Below are 15993 nucleotides of genomic sequence, written 5' to 3' on the forward strand. Positions count from 1 at the left end.
GGTCTGGGAGGGCCGGGACAATGACGGATCAGGGATCTGCCGACGCACAGTCGGCCGACCATGAGGTCGACCGCAGCGACCGGCTGGTCATCCTGGCCTCGTCGGTCGGGACGGTGATCGAATGGTACGACTTCTATCTGTACGGCGCTCTGGCCGTGATCATCAGCAGCCAGTTCTTCTCGGGCGTGAACGAGACGACCGGCTATATCTTCGCCCTGATGGCCTTTGCCGCCGGGTTCGCGGTGCGGCCGTTCGGGGCCCTGCTGTTCGGGCGGCTGGGTGACCTGTGGGGGCGCAAGAACACCTTCCTCGTCACCATGCTGCTGATGGGACTGTCGACCTTCGTCGTCGGCCTGCTGCCCTCCTATGCGGCGATCGGCCTGGCGGCCCCGATGATCCTGGTGGCGATGCGGCTGATCCAGGGCCTGGCGCTGGGCGGGGAATACGGCGGGGCCGCCACCTATGTGGCCGAGCATGCGCCGCACGGCAAACGCGGCCTCTACACCAGCTTCATCCAGATCACGGCCACGGCGGGCCTGCTGCTGAGTCTGGTCGTCATCATGGGGGTGCGGTTCGCGGTCGGTGAGGCGGCCTTCCTCGACTGGGGCTGGCGCGTCCCCTTCCTCGTCTCGATCCTGCTGCTGGGGGTTTCGCTGTGGATCCGGCTGAAACTGGCCGAGAGCCCGGCCTTCGCCCGGATGAAGGCCGAGGGTCGCGGCTCGACCTCGCCGCTGAAGGACAGTTTCGCCCGCTGGCCCAATCTGAAACTGGTGCTGATCGCCCTGGTGGGCCTGACCGCCGGTCAGGCCGTGGTCTGGTACACCGGCCAGTTCTACGCCCTGTTCTTCCTCGAGAAGACGCTGAAGGTCGATGCCGGCCTGACCAATATGATGGTGGCCATCGCCCTGCTGCTGGCCACGCCCTTCTTCGTCTTCTGGGGCTGGCTGTCGGACAGGGTCGGCCGCAAGCCGATCATCCTGACCGGCTGTCTGGTCGCGGCCCTGACCTATTTCCCGCTGTTCCACGCCCTGACCGACGCCGCCAATCCGCAACTGGCGGCGGCGACGGCGGCGTCGCCGGTCACGGTCCATGCCGATCCCGCCGACTGCAATCTGCAGTTCGACCCGATCGGCAAGACGGTGTTCAACCAGTCCTGTGACCTGGCCAAATCCTACCTGGCGAAGGCAGGGGTCATCTATGTCAATGTGGCGGCCCCGGCGGGGGCTGTGGCCGAGGTCCGGATCGGCGATGTGGTGGTGCCGAGCTTCCGCGGCGAGACCCTGCCGACCGTCGAGTTCAGGGCCCGGCAGACGGCCTGGAACGCGTCCCTCGGCGCGGCGCTGGCCACGGCCGGCTATCCGGCAAAAGCCGACAGTGCCCGGGTCAACAAGCCCGTGGTGGTGGGCATCCTGTTCCTGCTCGTCTTCTATGTGACCATGGTCTACGGCCCGATCGCCGCGGCCCTGGTCGAGATGTTCCCGACCAATATCCGCTATACGTCGATGTCCCTGCCCTACCATATCGGCAATGGCTGGTTCGGCGGCTTCCTGCCGACCACGGCCTTCGCCATGGTCGCGGCCACCGGCAATATCTACTACGGCCTGTGGTATCCGGTGGTGGTCGCCCTGGTGACGGCGGTGGTCGGCTTCCTGCTGCTGAAGGAGGGCAAGGACGTCGACATCCACGCCTGACGGGTCAGATGACGGTCAGGCCGCCGTCGACGGTCAGGGCATGGCCGGTCACATAGGCGGCGGCGTCCGAGGCCAGCCACAGCACGGCGGCCGCGACCTCGGCGGCCTCGCCGACCCGGCCCATCGGGGCGAAGACGCCCGGGTCCATCGCCGGCTTGCCGGCCCGTTCCGACATCCGCTCCATGGCCCGTTCCAGCATGGCGGTGCGGATCGGTCCGGGGCAGACGGCATTGACCCTCACCCCCTTGCGGCCGGTCTCGGCGGCGGCGGATCTGGTCAGGCCGACGACGGCGTGTTTGCTGGCGGCATAGGCGGCGCGGCGCGGGGCCCCGACCAGGCCGGCGACCGAGGCGGTGTTGACGATCGACCCGTGACCCTGGGCGGTCATCACCGCCAGCTGGTGTTTCAGGCACAGCCAGACGCCCTTGACGTTGACGGCCATGATCCGGTCGAACAGGGCCTCGTCGCCACTGGCCAGCGGGGTGTCCTCCTCCTCGATCCCGGCATTGTTGAAGGCCACGTCGAGACGGCCGAACTCGGCGACCGTGGCCGCCACCAGCTCGCGGACGGCCTCGCCGTCGGTGACGTCGACGAGTCGGGCGCTGACCCGGCCGCCGAGCCCGGCCACCTGTCGCCGGGTCTCTTCCAGCAGGCCGGGGTCGCGGTCCGACAGGGCCAGGCTGGCCCCGGCGCGGGCGAATTGCAGGGCGGCCTCGCGGCCGATGCCGCCACCGGCCCCGGTGATCAGGACGATACGGTCCTGGAAACTGCTCGTGCCGGTCATGTCGCCCTCCAGACGGTTACGCCCTTTCGCTAGAGGGCTGACGTCGGGCAAGCCAAGCGATTTCGAACGGGGGTCAGCCCTCGCCGAGGCAGCGCAGCGCCACTTCCAGATTGCGCAGGCCGTCCTCGCCGGTCACGGCCGGGGTCTCGCCGGTGCGGATGGCGTGGGCGAAGGCTTCCAGCTCCTTCTTCAGCGGCTCGGCCGGCCAGCTGTTGACGGCGCGGGTCTGGTAGGAGCCGTCGGCCTGCTGGCCGAAATATTCCGTGACCTGACGGGTGATCAGGTCGGCGACCACGAATTTGTTGGCCGTGGCGACCTGCAGGGTGCGGACCTTGTAGGGGGTGACCCAGTTGGTGGTGATGTGGGCGATCGTCCCGTTCTCCAGCCGGAACTGCAGCAGGGCGGTGTCCTCGCGCTCGGCGCGGGTGCGGGCCAGCTGCGGCTGGACCTCGGTGATCTCGGAATCCGTCAGGTGGCGGATGATGTCGATGTCGTGCACCGCCAGGTCGATGACCACCCCGACCTCGCCCATGCGCGGCGGGAAGGGGCCGACGCGGGTGATCTGGATCGAGATGATGTCGTCGCCGTCGATGGCGCGTTTGACCGCCTGCACCGCCGGGTTGAACCGTTCGACCTGGCCGACCATCAGGACCCGGTCATTGGCCTTCGCCGCATCGATCATCCGCTGGGCATCGGCCACGGTGGCGGCGATCGGCTTTTCGACCAGCACATGGACCCCGGCTTCCAGCAGGGCCACGCCCAGGTCGGCGTGGTGCCGGTTCGGGGTGGCCACCACGGCGGCGTCCAGCCCGGCGGCGACGAATTCGGCGGCGGTGGTGAAGGCCCGCGCCTCGTACAGTCTGGCGACGCCTTCGGCCGTGGCCGCGTCCGGATCGAACACGGCGGTCAGGTCGAAGTCACGGATGTCGGACAGCACCCGGGCGTGGTTGCGGCCCATGACGCCGGCACCGGCGACACCGACCTTGAGCGGGGGGAGGGAGTTGGTCATGCGGTTCAGCCCTTGTAGCTGGCGACGGCGGCGACGATCCGGTCCTGGGTCGCCGCGTCCAGATCGGCGTGCATCGGCAGGCTGATGACCCGCTCCATCAGCCGTTCGGTGACCGGCAGACCCTGGGGTCCGCGCGGATACATCTCATAGGCCGGCTGCAGGTGCAGCGGGATCGGATAATAGACGGCCGTCGGCACGCCCTGATCCTTCAGATGGGCGGCGAGGCCGTCGCGGTCCGCATGCTCGATCGTATACTGGGCCCAGTTGGAGACATTGCCGGCCGGCACGTCGGGCACCGCCGCCACATGGGGACGCAGCAGGTCATTGTAACGGGCGGCGACGCGGTTGCGCATGCCGATCTCCTCGCCGAACACCTTGAGCTTCTCGATCAGGACCGCGGCCTGGATGGTGTCGAGGCGCGAGTTCAGCCCGATGCGCATGTTCAGATATTTGGTGTCGTGCTCGAAGGTGCGGCCGACCAGATCGCGGGCCACCGCCTTGCCGTGCACGCGCAGGGAATCGATCATCTGGGCCAGGTCATCGTCATTGGTCAGCACCGCCCCGCCGTCGCCGTAGCAGCCCAGCGGCTTGGCCGGGAAGAAGCTGGTGGTGGTGATGTCGGCCCATTTCAGCGGGTGGTCGCCGTTGATGGTGCAGCCGAAACCCTGGGCCGAATCGGCGATCAGCTTCAGCCCGTATCTGTCGCAGATCGCCTTGATGGCCGGATAGTCGGCGGGCTGGCCGAACAGGTCGACGGCGATGACCACCTTCGGGGTCAGCCGGCCTTCCCTGATCGTGGCCTCGATGGCGGCCTCGAGGTGGCCGGGGTCCATATTGTAGGTCGTCGCATCGACGTCGACGAAGACCGGCTCGGCATCGAACCAGGGCACGACCTCGGCGGTGGCGGCGAAGGTGAAGCTGGGCACGAACACCGCGTCGCCGCGGCCCACGCCCCAGGCCATCAGCGGCAGGGCCAGGGCATCGGTGCCGTTGGCGCAGCCCAGGGCATGTTTGGCCCCCCCGAAGGCGGCGAGGTCGGATTCGAACTGGCGCACCTGCGGGCCCATGACCCAGGCCCCGCCGACGACGGCGGCCTGGACGGCGGCCTCGATGCGGCCGTCGAGACGAAGGCGCTGGGCCTGAAGGTCGATGAAGGCGATGGTCATGACGGGGTTTCTCTCATCAGGCGTCGGCGTGTTCCGGCTCGCAGCGGCGCGGATCGGGGCCCAGGGCTGGGCGCCTCCTACCAAACCGTCCCCACCCGGGACAAACGCTACAGGGTCACTTCACGTTGCGGGTTGCAACGCGACCGCGGGGCGCCTTAAGCGACCGGGGCAGGGTGGAGTGCATTAGTGACGACCAGAACGACCAGCGCAACCGGCCAGACGACGGGCGGGAGCGTGCCTGCCGTGTTTCTCGATCGTGACGGCGTGTTGATCGAGGACACCGGCTATCCGCACCTCGAATCGCACCTGACCCTGATCCCCGGGGCGGACGGAGCGGTGCGACGCCTGAATGCGCTGGGTTACCTTGTGGTGATCGTGACCAATCAGTCGGGCGTGGCGCGCGGCCTGTTCACCGAAACACAGATGCACGCCTTCAACGATCTGATCGTCCGGCGGCTGGCGGCCAGGGGGGCCCGGATCGGGGCCGTCTATGCCTGCCCCTTTCACAGCGAGGCGCGCGACGAACGCTATTTCCATGCCGACCATCCCGATCGCAAACCGAACCCCGGCATGATCACCCGGGCCATCACCGACCACGGCATCGACCCGGCCCGCTCGTTCATGATCGGTGACCGGCCGACCGATCTGGAGGCGGCGAAGCGTGCCGGCCTGCCCGGCTTCCTGTTCGAGGGCGGCGATCTGGACGAATTCGTTCGCGATTTGCTGGGCGGCTGATCGCAATTCCCGCGACGATGAAATAGGCTGGACCGCCCGATCCGGAGAATTTGTCATGGCGGAATACGCTGAACGTCGCTGGACCTCGGCGGATGGACTGAGCCTGTTCGCCCGCGACTACGGCGGTGCCGACGGTACGGCGCGTCTGCCCGTCATCGCCATCCACGGCCTGACGCGCAACAGCGCCGATTTCGACACCATCGCCCCGCTGATTGCCCAGAGCGGCCGCCGCGTGCTGGCCGTCGACGTGCGCGGCCGTGGCCGCTCGGACCGGGCCCCCGACCCGATGACCTATTCGCCCGAGGTCTATGCGCGCGACATCCTGGCCCTGATGGACCAGGCCGGAATCGACAAGGCCGTCTTCCTCGGCACCTCGATGGGTGGACTGATCACCATGGCCATCGCGGCGATCCGTTCGCGGGTGATCGCGGCGGCCATCCTCAATGACATCGGCCCCGAGGTCTCGCCGGTCGGCCTGGCCCGGATCGCCGCCTTTACGGGCCAGGCGGTCGAGATCGCCACCTGGGACGACGCGACCGACTATGTGAAGGGGCTGAACGCCGCGGCCCTGCCCCACTATACGGACGCCGACTGGGCCGCCTTCGCCCGCCGCACCTTCCGGGACGGCACCGAGGGGGCACCGGTACCGGACTATGATCCCGACATCGCCGTGCCGATCCGGGCCGCCGGGGGCAAGGCCCTTGTCCCGAATCTGTGGCCCTTCTTCCGTCGCCTGACCCGGGGCCGGCCGGTGCTGCTGGTGCACGGCGAGACCTCGGACCTGCTCAGCCCCGAGATCGTCGACAAGATGCGCAAGGCCGCGCGCAAGATGGCCTATGTCCGGGTGCCTGGCATCGGCCACGCCCCGATGCTGGACGAGGCGGAAGCCCGGGCGGCGATCTTCGAATTCCTCGCCGGCGTCAAATAGCGCCGGACAGGGCGATCAGACCTTCTTGACGAACTCGGTGCGCAGGACCAGGCCGCGCACCTTGTCGACATTGGCCTCGATCTCGTCCTCGTCGCCGGTCAGGCGGATGTTCTTGACCAGGGTGCCGCGCTTCAGCGTGACCCCGCCCGAGCCCTTGACCTTCAGATCCTTGATCAGGGTGACGCTGTCACCGTCGGCGAGGATGTTGCCGTTGGAGTCCTTGGTGGGGGTATCGGTCATGGCGGGGCCTTTGCGCAAAGCGCTGCAATAGGGGACGCGGGGTCGGTCTGGCCAGAGGGCCGTCGCCTCAGTCCCCCGGAATATTGGCATCCAGCTCGTCCAGCCAGACCCGGGCATTGCCGTCGGACGGGGCCCGCCAGTCGCCGCGCGGCGACAGGGAGCCGCCGGTCACCACCTTGGGCCCGTTGGGCAGGGCCGAGCGTTTGAACTGGCTGGTCTGGAAGAAGCGGACCAGGAATTGGCGCAGCCAGGCCTTGATCACCGGCAGGTCATAGGCGACGCGCTCGGCCTCGGGCGTGTGGGCGGGCCAGTGGCCGGTGGCCGCGTCCTTCCAGGCCTGATGGGCCAGCCAGGCGACCTTGGACGGGCAAAAGCCGAACCGGGTCACATGGAACAGGAAGAAGTCGTTCAACGGATAGGGCCCCACCGTCGCCTCGGTCGACTGGATCCGGCCGTCGGCCCCGGCCGGGACCAGTTCCGGCGAGATCTCCGTGGCCAGCACCGCCTTCAGGGCCGGGGTCGCCGCCGCCCCGACCAGATCGCCGTCGGCGACCCAGCGGATCAGGTGGCGGATCAGGGTCTTCGCCACCCCGCCGTTGACGTTGTAGTGGCTCATATGGTCGCCGACGCCATAGGTGCACCAGCCCAGGGCCAGTTCCGACAGGTCGCCGGTGCCCAGCACAAAGGCCCGGTTCTGGTTGGCCAGCCGGAACAGATAGTCGGTGCGCAATCCGGCCTGCACATTCTCGAAGGTGATGTCGTGCACAGGCTGACCGTCCGCATACGGATGACCGATGTCGGCCAGCATCCGCTCGGCCGCCGGACGGATGTCGATCTCCGCCCCGGTCACCTCCAGCGCCCGCATCAGGGCCCAGGCACTGGCCTTGGTCGTCTCCGAGGTGGCGAAGCCGGGCAATGTATAGGCCAGGATGCCGGTGCGCGGCAGGTCCAGCCGGTCGAAGGCGCGGCAGGCGACCAGCAGGGCCTGGGTCGAATCCAGCCCGCCCGAGACCCCGATCACCAGCCGTTCGGCCCCGGTGGCCGTCATCCGCCGCATCAGGCCCTGGACCTGGATGTTGAAGGCCTCATAGCAGTCGCGATCCAGCCGGGCCGGGTCGTCGGGCACGAAGGGGAAGCGGTCCAGCGGCCGCAACAGGGTGTCGGTGTCGTCGCGGCCGGGGGCGCTGAACGGCACCACGGTGGCGGCCTCGCCCTCCAGCCGGGCGCAGTCGGCGAACGTCCCGTTGCGCAGCCGGTCCAGGCCGATGCGGGCGACGTCGACATCGGCCACGGTCAGGTGGGATTCCAGCGAAAAGCGCGGGCCCTCGGCCAGTTTCGCGCCCAGTTCATGGATCGTCGCCTGTCCGTCCCAGGCCAGGTCGGTGGTGCTCTCGCCCCAGCCCGAGGCGGCGAAGACATAGGCGGACTGGGTCCGCACCGACTGGCTGGCGCACAGAACGGCCCGCTCGTCGGCCTTGCCGATGACGATGTTGGAGGCCGACAGGTTGCAGAGGATCCGCGCCCCGGCCAGCGCCGCCCGCGTCGACGGCGGCAGCGGGGCCCAGAAATCCTCGCAGATCTCGACGGCGAACACGAAGCCCGGCCGGTCATCGGCCTCGAAGATCAGCCCCGGCGCGAAATCGACGCTCTCGCCGTTCAGGACCAGCACGTCCTCGGCCCGTCCGGCGGCCGGCGAGAACCAGCGCTTCTCATAATATTCGCGATAATTCGGCAGGTAGGATTTGGGCACCACGCCCAGCACCTGACCATTGGCCAGCACCACGGCGCAGTTGAACAGGGCGTCACCATTGCGCAGCGGGGCCCCCACGACGACCACCACCCCGGCCTCACCGGCCACCCCGGCCAGGCCGGCGATCTGGCGCTCGACCTCGGCCAGCAGGGCGTCCTGCATCAGCAGGTCGTCGATCGCATAACCGCTCAGCGACAACTCCGGAAACACCAGCAGGTCGACGCCTTGGTCCCCCGCCTGACGGATCAGGGCGGCGTGTTCGGCGGCATTGGCGACCGGATCGGCGATATGCACCACCGGCGTCGCGGCGGCGACCCGGACGAAGCCGTGGGTGGCGGCGCAGTGGAAGGGGTGGGCTTCAGGCATCGAGGGTTCCGCCGACAGGTCAGCCCCCTTGTATCAGCCGGAAGCTAACGATCGCAAAAGCTCCCGCCGCTTTCGTCATCCCGGACAGGCGCAGCGCGATCCGGGACCCGGCGGCGCGCGAGACGACGCAAAGGATAGGGCCGCTCAAGCGATGGGGCTTAAGGGCGGAACCGCGAGGGCCGCCAGCCTGTCGCCCAAACGTTGGGCAGAGATTGCGAAGGCGGCGGCAAAGCGCTGAAGCAAGCATAAGGGCGACAAACAAACATAATGCTTGCTTTATTTTTAGAGCAAGCATATATGTGAGAGTGCAGCAAGCATGGAGCGTCGAGTGACCACGCATCAAAGCAAGGGCGGCAGGGCCCGAGCCGAAAAACTCACCCCCGAACAACGTCACGAAATTGCGAGCGCAGCTGCCCGTGCCCGCTGGACAGAGGCTTCGAACCTTCCGAAGGCAACCCACACCGGGACGCTCAAGATCGGCGAAGCAGAAATCCCGTGCGCGGTTTTGTCCGACGGAACTCGGCTTCTGACGCAGGCCGGGTTCCTTCAGGCCCTCGGACGATCAAGCAAGCCGAAAGGACGCTCCCAGCAGCCGACCGACGGTTTGCCCCCGTTCTTGGCCACAAGAAGCCTTAAGCCGCTGATTACTGACGAAATTTTAGCGACAACGGTTCCGGTTGTCTTCATCACGCCGACCGGAGGCAAGGCCCTTGGATACCGAGCGGAGCTACTTCCGAAGGTGTGCGACCTCTTTCTAGAGGCGCGCGCTGGCGGCCTACTGACCGCGCAGCAGCAGCCATTGGCGTTGCAAAGTGAGATGCTGGTTCGCTCGCTCGCCAAGGTCGGCATCGTCGCATTGGTCGACGAAGCGACAGGATTTCAAAACGAACGAGATCGGGACGAGCTGCACAAGCTCTTGTCTGTCTATCTTTCCGAAGAGCGGCTGGCATGGGCGAAGCGGTTTCCTGATGAGTTCTATCGCCAGATTTACCGCCTGAAGGGGTGGAAGTGGCCGGTCGGCAGAGCGAAGACGCCGTACCTGGGACACATAACAAACGACATCGTCTATGATCGCTTGCCCGAGGGCGTTCTGCCAAAACTGCAGGAACTCAACCCCACCGACCAAGACTCAAAGCGACGAAAGTTCAAGCACCATCAGTTCCTGTCCGAGAACGTGGGGCAGCCCGACCTGCGCGACCACATCCTTCAGATTCTTCCCTTGATGAAGATTTCCAAGTCGTGGGAAATGTTCAAACGTCACCTTGATAATGCCTTTCCCAAGCCGGGAACGCAGATTGAAATGGACGTCGACCCGCTCTGAGCCTGTTTGACGCTAAACATGACGTTCAGATACCGATCAGAAAAACCTGCCCTCGTCCAAGCACGCGTAAATCCTGAACACAGGCCAAGGCGCTTTGGACGGCGGAAACGTCCGCGCTGAGATCCACGGAGAGATGTTTCAGGGCGTTATGGCGGCCCGCGTCAGGGGCAACCCGGGCAAGTGCAGCGCGCTCGGGCACTCGGGAACCACAGAACCTCGCGCTGATGTTCGCAATCCGCGAAAAAACATCCAACGAAAACCGGCCGCTACAAAAAAGCCCGGCCAATCGACCAGCCTCCGTCCCGCGACCCGTATAATGCCCCCGGATCTCCAAACCGGGGTCCGGCACCCCGGGACAGCCCCCGGTCGATGTGGACTCAGTGGACTCAGTGGACTGTGTTTTTTCCCGACCCGGCCGGTCCCGCCGACCCGGCCCCCCTCAATTGTCGGGGTTCGCGTGACGCGGCCCCCGCTGTCGGCTAAGCGGACAGAATGAACGACACGCCGAAAAAGGGCTGGCTCTCGCGGCTGAGCGAGGGTCTGGGCCGATCCTCGAAACAGATGACCGAACAGGTCGTCGCCACCTTCATCCGCGAGCCGCTCAGCGAGGCGGCGCTGGAGCAGCTGGAAGAGCATCTGATCGAGAGCGATCTGGGCCCGGCGGCCTCGGCACGCATCGTCGAGCGCTTTCGCGACCTTCGCTTCGGCAAGGGTGCCGACGAGCGCGAGGTCAAGGAGGCCCTGGCCGAGGCGGTCGCCGCCGAACTGCTGCCGCGTCAGGCCGCCTATGCGCCGCTGAACGGACCCAAACCCTTCGTCACCCTGTTCGTCGGGGTCAACGGCTCGGGCAAGACCACCACCCTGGGCAAGATCGCCGCCGACCTGACCGGTCAGGGGGCGAAGGTGATGATCGTCGCCTGCGACACCTTCCGCGCCGCCGCCCGCGAACAGCTCAAGGTCTGGGCCGACCGCGCCGGGGCCGATTTCGAGAGCCGCCGCGACGGGGCCGACCCCGCCGGCCTGGCCTTCGACGCCTATACGAAGGCGAAGGCCGAGGGCTATGACGTGGTCCTGATCGACACCGCCGGCCGGCTGCAGAACAAGTCGGCCCTGATGGACGAACTGCTGAAGATCGTGCGGGTGCTGAAAAAGATCGATCCCGACGCCCCGCACGAGACCCTGCTGGTGCTGGACGCCACTGTCGGCCGCAACGCCCTGGCCCAGGAACAGATCTTCGGCCGGACCGCCTATGTGTCGGGTCTGGTGATGACCAAGCTGGACGGCACCGCCCGCGGCGGGGTGCTGGTGCCGGTGGCCCAGGCCTCGGACGCCCCGATCAAGCTGATCGGGGTCGGCGAGGGGATCGAGGACCTGCAACCGTTCGACGCCCGCGCCTTTTCCCGCTCGCTGGTCGGGCTTGAGGACTGACAATGACTGACGAGACAACGACCCCGAACGGCGCGCCCGCGCCCAAATCCGGCCAGTGGATCCGGCAGGCCGTCGACTTCGGGGCCCTGCTGGCCTTCGCCGCCGCCTATTTCATCACCCGTGACATGATCAAGGCCACCTGGGTCCTGGTCATCGCCTCGGCCCTGGCCCTGGCCGTCGGCTTTCTGGTCGAGAAGCGCTTCGCCCCCCTGCCGCTGATCACCGGCCTGTTCGCCCTGGTGTTCGGCACCATGACGATCGTCTTTCAGGATGAGAGCCTGATCAAGATCAAGCTGACCGTGCAGAACGCCCTGCTGGCGGTGGTTCTGCTGGGCTCCCTGCCCCTGAACAAGTCGCCGTTCAAATATCTGCTCGGGGACGCCATCCGCGTGACCGACCAGGCCTGGCGGGTACTGACCCTGCGCTACGGCCTGTATTTCGCGACCATCGCGGTGGCCAATGAGCTGGTCTGGCGCACCCAGTCGGACGGCACCTGGGTCCAGTTCCGGGTCGGCCTGTTCATCCTGGCGATCGTGTTCGGCCTGCTGCAGATCCCCTTCATCATGAAGAACCTGCTGCCCACGGCCGGAGAGCCCGGACCGATCACGCCCGATCCGGGCATCTGACGGGTCCGGAATGCGGTGGGCGCACCAATTGTCTTCAAACCGACAGGTGATCCGTCGTCAAACCGTAAAGCGCGCCTGCTAGCGCTACGGGACATGCCGAGGGGATACGGTTGATGGTCAAGTCCGGAAAACAGGCGCGACGGAACGGACAGCTGTCCGGATCGCCAAGCCATCTGATGCACCGCGCGCTGCAGCTGGCGCTCGACATCTATGCGACGGAGACCGGCCCGGACGGCCTGACCCAGCGTCAGTTCGCCGTGCTGGAGGCGGTGTCGCAGAAGTCGGGCCTGACCCAGACCGATCTGGTCCGGGCGACCGGGATCGACCGCTCGACCCTGGCCGATCTGGTGGCCCGGATGACGACCAGGGGGCTGCTGGACCGCGAGCGCTCGACGATCGATGCCCGGGCCATGGCCGTGCGGCTGTCGGAGGCCGGTGCGGTGGCACTGGAGGCGGCGCGGCCCCGGGTCGAGGCGGCCGACAAACGCATCATGGCCCTGCTGCCCAAGGGCAAGCGCGAGGGTTTTCTGGCCCTGCTGGCGGGCCTGGCCTCGGCGGCGGACGAGGCTCCGGACAAGGCCCAGGCCGAGGCGCGGGACGCCAAGAAGGCGCTGAAGGAGGCCCGCAAGGCCGAACGGGCCGCGAAAAAGACGGACAAGCCGGTCAAGCCGGAAAAGGCGGCCAGGCCTGACAAACCGGCCAAGGGCAAGAAGGCACCGGCCGCGGCCTGACCGGTCTAGACGCGAATATCCAGCAATGCGCCCGGCCGGCCGGGCCGGTCCGGCGACGGCTCGACCCGGGCGGATCCGGCCGGGGCGGCCCGGTCGGCCGGGGCCTCGGTCAGCGCCGGTGCCGGGGTTGCCTGCACCTGACCCAGGGCGGCGCGGAAGAAGGCGGCGCGGGCCGCATCGGTCGCGGCGGCTGCCGGGCGGGTCAGGCCTGTACCGGGCAGGGCGGCGGGCATGTCGGGTCGAATCGCGCTCATCCGGAGACGGTTAACCATTCCTGTCGAAAAAGGGTTAACGCGCCCGGCGGCTCGACCAATCAGCGGCGGGTGGCTGTGGGCAGGGGCCGCGGCGGGGCCTGGATGGCGTCGACCAGACGATCGACGTCGGCCTGGTCGATCAACGGCCCGGAATGTTTGGCCACCACCTTGCCCAGGGCGTTGACGGCAAAGGTCTCGGGCACACCCGAAACGCCGAGGTCGAGCCCGGCCCGGCCCTCGCGATCGACCAGCACCTTGGCGAAGGGGTCGCCGAAATCATCGAGGAATTTCCGCGTGTCGGCCGGATCGTCCTTGTAGGCGACGCCGACCACGGCCACGCCCCGGGCCTTCAGGGCCAGCAGGGTCGGGTTCTCGACCTGGCAGGGGGCGCACCAGGAGGCGAAGACATTGACGATCATCGGTCGCCCGACCCCGGCGGTCTTGAGGTCCAGGAAGCCGGGTCCGGCCGTGTCGCCGGTCAGCATCGGCAGGACGGTCTCGGGGATCGGCTGGCCGACGAGGGCGTCGGGCTTGAAGGCCGGGTCGCGCTTCAGCGACCAGCCGATGAACAGGGCGGCCAGGGCCACGACCACGGCCAGGGGGATCAGGGACAGCCAGCGGTTCATGCGGCGGGCCCGGTCGGGTCGACGGCGGCCGCTTCCAGCGCCGCCAGATCACGTGACCAATGCCGTGCGGCGCGGCTCGCCCGCACGACCAGACCGCCCAGCACCAGGGCGCTCAGTCCCCAGGCGGGCCAGACAAAGGCGGCATAGGTCCCCATGTCGAGGTCGGGCATCTCAGGCCTCCAGGGCGGCGCGGGCGCGCAGGGTCAGGACCCGGCGGCGGGTGATTTCGGTGCGGATGGCGGTCAGCCACAGGGCCCCGAACAGGGCGGCATAGGCGGCCATCATGGTCAGCAGCGGCACGAGAAAGGCCTCGCTCAGCGACGGCCCGCCCATGCGCAGCAGCGAGGCGGGCTGGTGCAGGGTGTTCCACCAGTCGACCGAGAATTTGACGATCGGCAGGTTGATCAACCCGACCAGACCCAGGACGGCGGCGGCGCGTCCGGCCCGGACCTCGTCATCGATCGAGGCCCTGAGGGCGATATAGCCGAGGTAGAACAGGAACAGGATCAGGACTGACATCAGCCGGGCGTCGCCCCAGGCCCACCAGGCCCCCCACATCGGCTTGCCCCACAGGCTGCCGGTGACCAGGGCCAGGGCGGTGAAGGCGGCCCCGGGCACGGCAGCGGCGCGGGCGGCGGCATCAGCCAGCGGATGGCGGAACACCAGGGCGAAGAAGCTGGAAATGCCCAGTGCCGCATAGGCCATCAGGCCCAGGGTGGCGGCCGGGACATGGACGAACATGATCCGCACCGTATCGCCCTGCTGATAGTCCTCGGGGGCGGTGAACGACAGCCAGGTGCCCACGGCCAGCAGCACGGCGGCCAGCGCCCACAGGCCCGGTGTCACGGGGCGGGTGAAGCGCATGAAGCGCTCGGGATTGGCGAGACCGAACATGAGGCCTCCTTAGCGACCAAACGCGCATCGCGCCACATGGCCGGACGCGACCGATCGCGCCGGGGTGGGTCGGACCCTCAGCCCTGGGCGTTGCGGATCGCGGCGGCCCCGGCGAAGGGGCCCAGACTCATGGCGAACAGGGCATAGGCAGCCAGCAGGGCCAGGGCCGGAGCCGGGTCCATACTGTTGGCGGCCCGCTCCAGCGCCCCGGCCCCGAACACCACCGGCGGAATAAACAGCGGCAGGACGACGATGGCGATCAGCAGGCCGCCGCGCCGCGTGCCCAGGGCCAGGGCCGCGCCGAGGGCCCCGGTGAAGGCAAAGCCGAGGCCGCCGATCGCCGCCGCCAGGGCCGTCAGGGGCAGCAGGTCGGGGGCCAGGCCCAGGGTCAGGGCGGCGACCGGGGCGGTCAGGGCCAGGGGCAGGCCGGTGGCCAGCCACTGGCTGACGGCCTTGACCGCGAACACCGCTTCCAGTGGCAGGGGGCCGGTGGCCAGCAGGTCCAGCGCCCCGTCCTCGAGGTCGCGCTCGAACAGCCGCTCCAGTGACAGCATTGAGGCCAGGGCCAGGGCCAGCCAGGCGATGGCCGAGGCGATCGGCTTCAGCCCGACCGGATCGCCTCCGGCGGCCAGCGGCACCAGCACGGTCAGACAGGCAAAGAAGCCACAGGCCAGCAACGGCCCGCCGCCGCCACCCCAGGCCAGGGACAGTTCGCGCCGGAACAGGACGGCCAGGGCGATGCGGGCCGGGCTCATCGTCCGGCCCCCAGATCGAGGGCCCGGGTCGGGATGGGCAGGGGGTCGTGGACGGCAGCCAGGATCAGACCGCCCCCGTGCAGGTGCCGGGCCATCATCTCGCCGACCACGGTCCGCCAGCGGGCATCCAGCGGGCTGAGCGGCTCGTCGAGCAGCCACAGGGCCCGGGGCGAGCCGATCAGACGGGCCAGGGCCAGGCGACGGCGCTGGCCGGCGGAAAGTTTGCGAACCTCGAGATCGAGCAGGGGGGTGAGGCCGAGAACCGCGATGGCCTCCTCGATGCCCTTGTGGCTGTGACCCAGCCATTGCGACTGGAACATCAGCTCATCGCGGGCGGTGCGGGCGGTCTTGAGGCCGTCGAGATGACCCAGCAAATGCAGGCCGTGGGCCCGGGCCTCCGGGGGGTCGATCGGGTCGTCGTCGGCGTCGCGGAAGGCGACGGTGCCGGCTTCGGGCCGGATGAAACCGGCGACGGCGCGCAACAGGCTGGTCTTGCCCGCGCCATTGGCCCCGGTCAGGGCCACGGCCTCGCCGGCGGCCAGCGTCAGGTCCAGATTCCGGAACAGCACACGTTCGCCGCGGACGAGCGTGAGGTCGGTGACGGACAGGGCGGTGATCATGGCCGCATATCCGCACAGAGGGGCCGGGGGGCCAAGTTGAGACCCGTTCTCAATATCCATGACGGCATC

At 68.2% G+C, this 15993-nt stretch carries 18 protein-coding genes; 7 read left to right on the forward strand and 11 right to left on the reverse strand.

Annotated elements, in window-relative coordinates:
• The first annotated feature begins 20 nt into the window (after positions 1-20).
• Positions 21-1691 (forward strand): MFS transporter, encoded by a 1671-nt coding sequence (locus PSV00_RS03275; protein WP_300444827.1) that lies wholly within the window; start codon positions 21-23, stop codon positions 1689-1691.
• A 4-nt stretch (positions 1692-1695) separates the two neighbouring features.
• Here the strand turns inward: PSV00_RS03275 and PSV00_RS03280 are convergent, their stop codons facing one another.
• The 3 genes from PSV00_RS03280 to PSV00_RS03290 form a co-directional block, all read right to left on the reverse strand.
• On the reverse strand, positions 1696-2475 hold the full coding sequence (locus PSV00_RS03280; RefSeq protein ID WP_300444830.1) for a glucose 1-dehydrogenase: 780 nt from the start codon (positions 2473-2475) through the stop codon (positions 1696-1698).
• 73 nt (positions 2476-2548) lie between these two features.
• A complete protein-coding gene (locus tag PSV00_RS03285) occupies positions 2549-3484 on the reverse strand; it encodes a Gfo/Idh/MocA family oxidoreductase (protein ID WP_300444833.1) in 936 nt (311 codons plus the stop codon).
• Between the two features lie 5 nt (positions 3485-3489).
• Entirely contained in the window at positions 3490-4650 is a 1161-nt protein-coding gene (locus PSV00_RS03290; RefSeq protein ID WP_300444836.1) for a DegT/DnrJ/EryC1/StrS aminotransferase family protein, read from the reverse strand.
• 186 nt (positions 4651-4836) lie between these two features.
• Between PSV00_RS03290 and PSV00_RS03295 the strand changes: the two genes are divergently transcribed.
• Both PSV00_RS03295 and PSV00_RS03300 read left to right on the forward strand, forming a co-directional pair.
• The gene (locus PSV00_RS03295; RefSeq protein WP_300444838.1) at positions 4837-5385 is read left to right on the forward strand and encodes an HAD family hydrolase; all 549 of its coding nucleotides are present in this window, start codon (positions 4837-4839) and stop codon (positions 5383-5385) included.
• Between the two features lie 55 nt (positions 5386-5440).
• Positions 5441-6313: an alpha/beta hydrolase gene (locus PSV00_RS03300; RefSeq protein ID WP_300444841.1), complete on the forward strand. Its 873-nt coding sequence runs from the start codon at positions 5441-5443 to the stop codon at positions 6311-6313.
• 15 nt (positions 6314-6328) lie between these two features.
• Here PSV00_RS03300 and PSV00_RS03305 read toward each other — a convergent pair whose 3' ends face one another.
• Both PSV00_RS03305 and PSV00_RS03310 read right to left on the reverse strand, forming a co-directional pair.
• Positions 6329-6553 (reverse strand): alkylphosphonate utilization protein, encoded by a 225-nt coding sequence (locus tag PSV00_RS03305; protein ID WP_300444843.1) that lies wholly within the window; start codon positions 6551-6553, stop codon positions 6329-6331.
• A 67-nt stretch (positions 6554-6620) separates the two neighbouring features.
• A complete protein-coding gene (locus tag PSV00_RS03310; protein ID WP_300444846.1) occupies positions 6621-8669 on the reverse strand; it encodes an NAD(+) synthase in 2049 nt (682 codons plus the stop codon).
• Between the two features lie 328 nt (positions 8670-8997).
• Between PSV00_RS03310 and PSV00_RS03315 the strand changes: the two genes are divergently transcribed.
• The 4 genes from PSV00_RS03315 (at position 8998) to PSV00_RS03330 (ending at position 12775) form a co-directional block, all read left to right on the forward strand.
• A complete protein-coding gene (locus PSV00_RS03315; RefSeq protein ID WP_300444849.1) occupies positions 8998-9990 on the forward strand; it encodes a P63C domain-containing protein in 993 nt (330 codons plus the stop codon).
• A 492-nt stretch (positions 9991-10482) separates the two neighbouring features.
• Positions 10483-11418, forward strand: a complete 936-nt coding sequence (gene ftsY / locus PSV00_RS03320) for a signal recognition particle-docking protein FtsY (RefSeq protein WP_300444852.1) — start codon at positions 10483-10485, stop codon at positions 11416-11418.
• A gap of 2 nt (positions 11419-11420) precedes the next feature.
• Positions 11421-12044 carry a septation protein IspZ gene (locus tag PSV00_RS03325; protein WP_300444855.1) on the forward strand — a complete coding sequence of 208 codons (624 nt, stop codon included), beginning with the start codon at positions 11421-11423 and terminating at the stop codon, positions 12042-12044.
• A gap of 113 nt (positions 12045-12157) precedes the next feature.
• Positions 12158-12775 (forward strand): MarR family transcriptional regulator, encoded by a 618-nt coding sequence (locus tag PSV00_RS03330; RefSeq protein WP_300444858.1) that lies wholly within the window; start codon positions 12158-12160, stop codon positions 12773-12775.
• Positions 12776-12780: 5 nt separating this feature from the next.
• On the opposite strand, the gene PSV00_RS03335 is transcribed toward PSV00_RS03330, so the two are convergent.
• The 6 genes from PSV00_RS03335 to ccmA form a co-directional block, all read right to left on the reverse strand.
• Complete coding sequence (locus PSV00_RS03335) at positions 12781-13029, reverse strand: hypothetical protein (protein WP_300444861.1); 249 nt, start codon at positions 13027-13029, stop codon at positions 12781-12783.
• Positions 13030-13088: 59 nt separating this feature from the next.
• Positions 13089-13655 carry a DsbE family thiol:disulfide interchange protein gene (locus PSV00_RS03340; RefSeq protein ID WP_300444864.1) on the reverse strand — a complete coding sequence of 189 codons (567 nt, stop codon included), beginning with the start codon at positions 13653-13655 and terminating at the stop codon, positions 13089-13091.
• Entirely contained in the window at positions 13652-13825 is a 174-nt protein-coding gene (gene ccmD / locus PSV00_RS03345; protein ID WP_300444866.1) for a heme exporter protein CcmD, read from the reverse strand. Before ccmD ends, PSV00_RS03340 begins: the two co-directional genes overlap by 4 nt.
• 1 nt (position 13826) lies before the next feature.
• Complete coding sequence (locus tag PSV00_RS03350; RefSeq protein ID WP_300444869.1) at positions 13827-14549, reverse strand: heme ABC transporter permease; 723 nt, start codon at positions 14547-14549, stop codon at positions 13827-13829.
• 77 nt (positions 14550-14626) lie between these two features.
• Positions 14627-15304, reverse strand: a complete 678-nt coding sequence (gene ccmB / locus PSV00_RS03355) for a heme exporter protein CcmB (RefSeq protein ID WP_300444871.1) — start codon at positions 15302-15304, stop codon at positions 14627-14629.
• Positions 15301-15924, reverse strand: a complete 624-nt coding sequence (ccmA, locus tag PSV00_RS03360; protein WP_300444873.1) for a heme ABC exporter ATP-binding protein CcmA — start codon at positions 15922-15924, stop codon at positions 15301-15303. Before ccmA ends, ccmB begins: the two co-directional genes overlap by 4 nt.
• Positions 15925-15993: the final 69 nt, after the last annotated feature.

This window comes from Brevundimonas sp. (assembly GCF_029945885.1).
In the GTDB taxonomy this organism is placed as follows: domain Bacteria; phylum Pseudomonadota; class Alphaproteobacteria; order Caulobacterales; family Caulobacteraceae; genus Brevundimonas.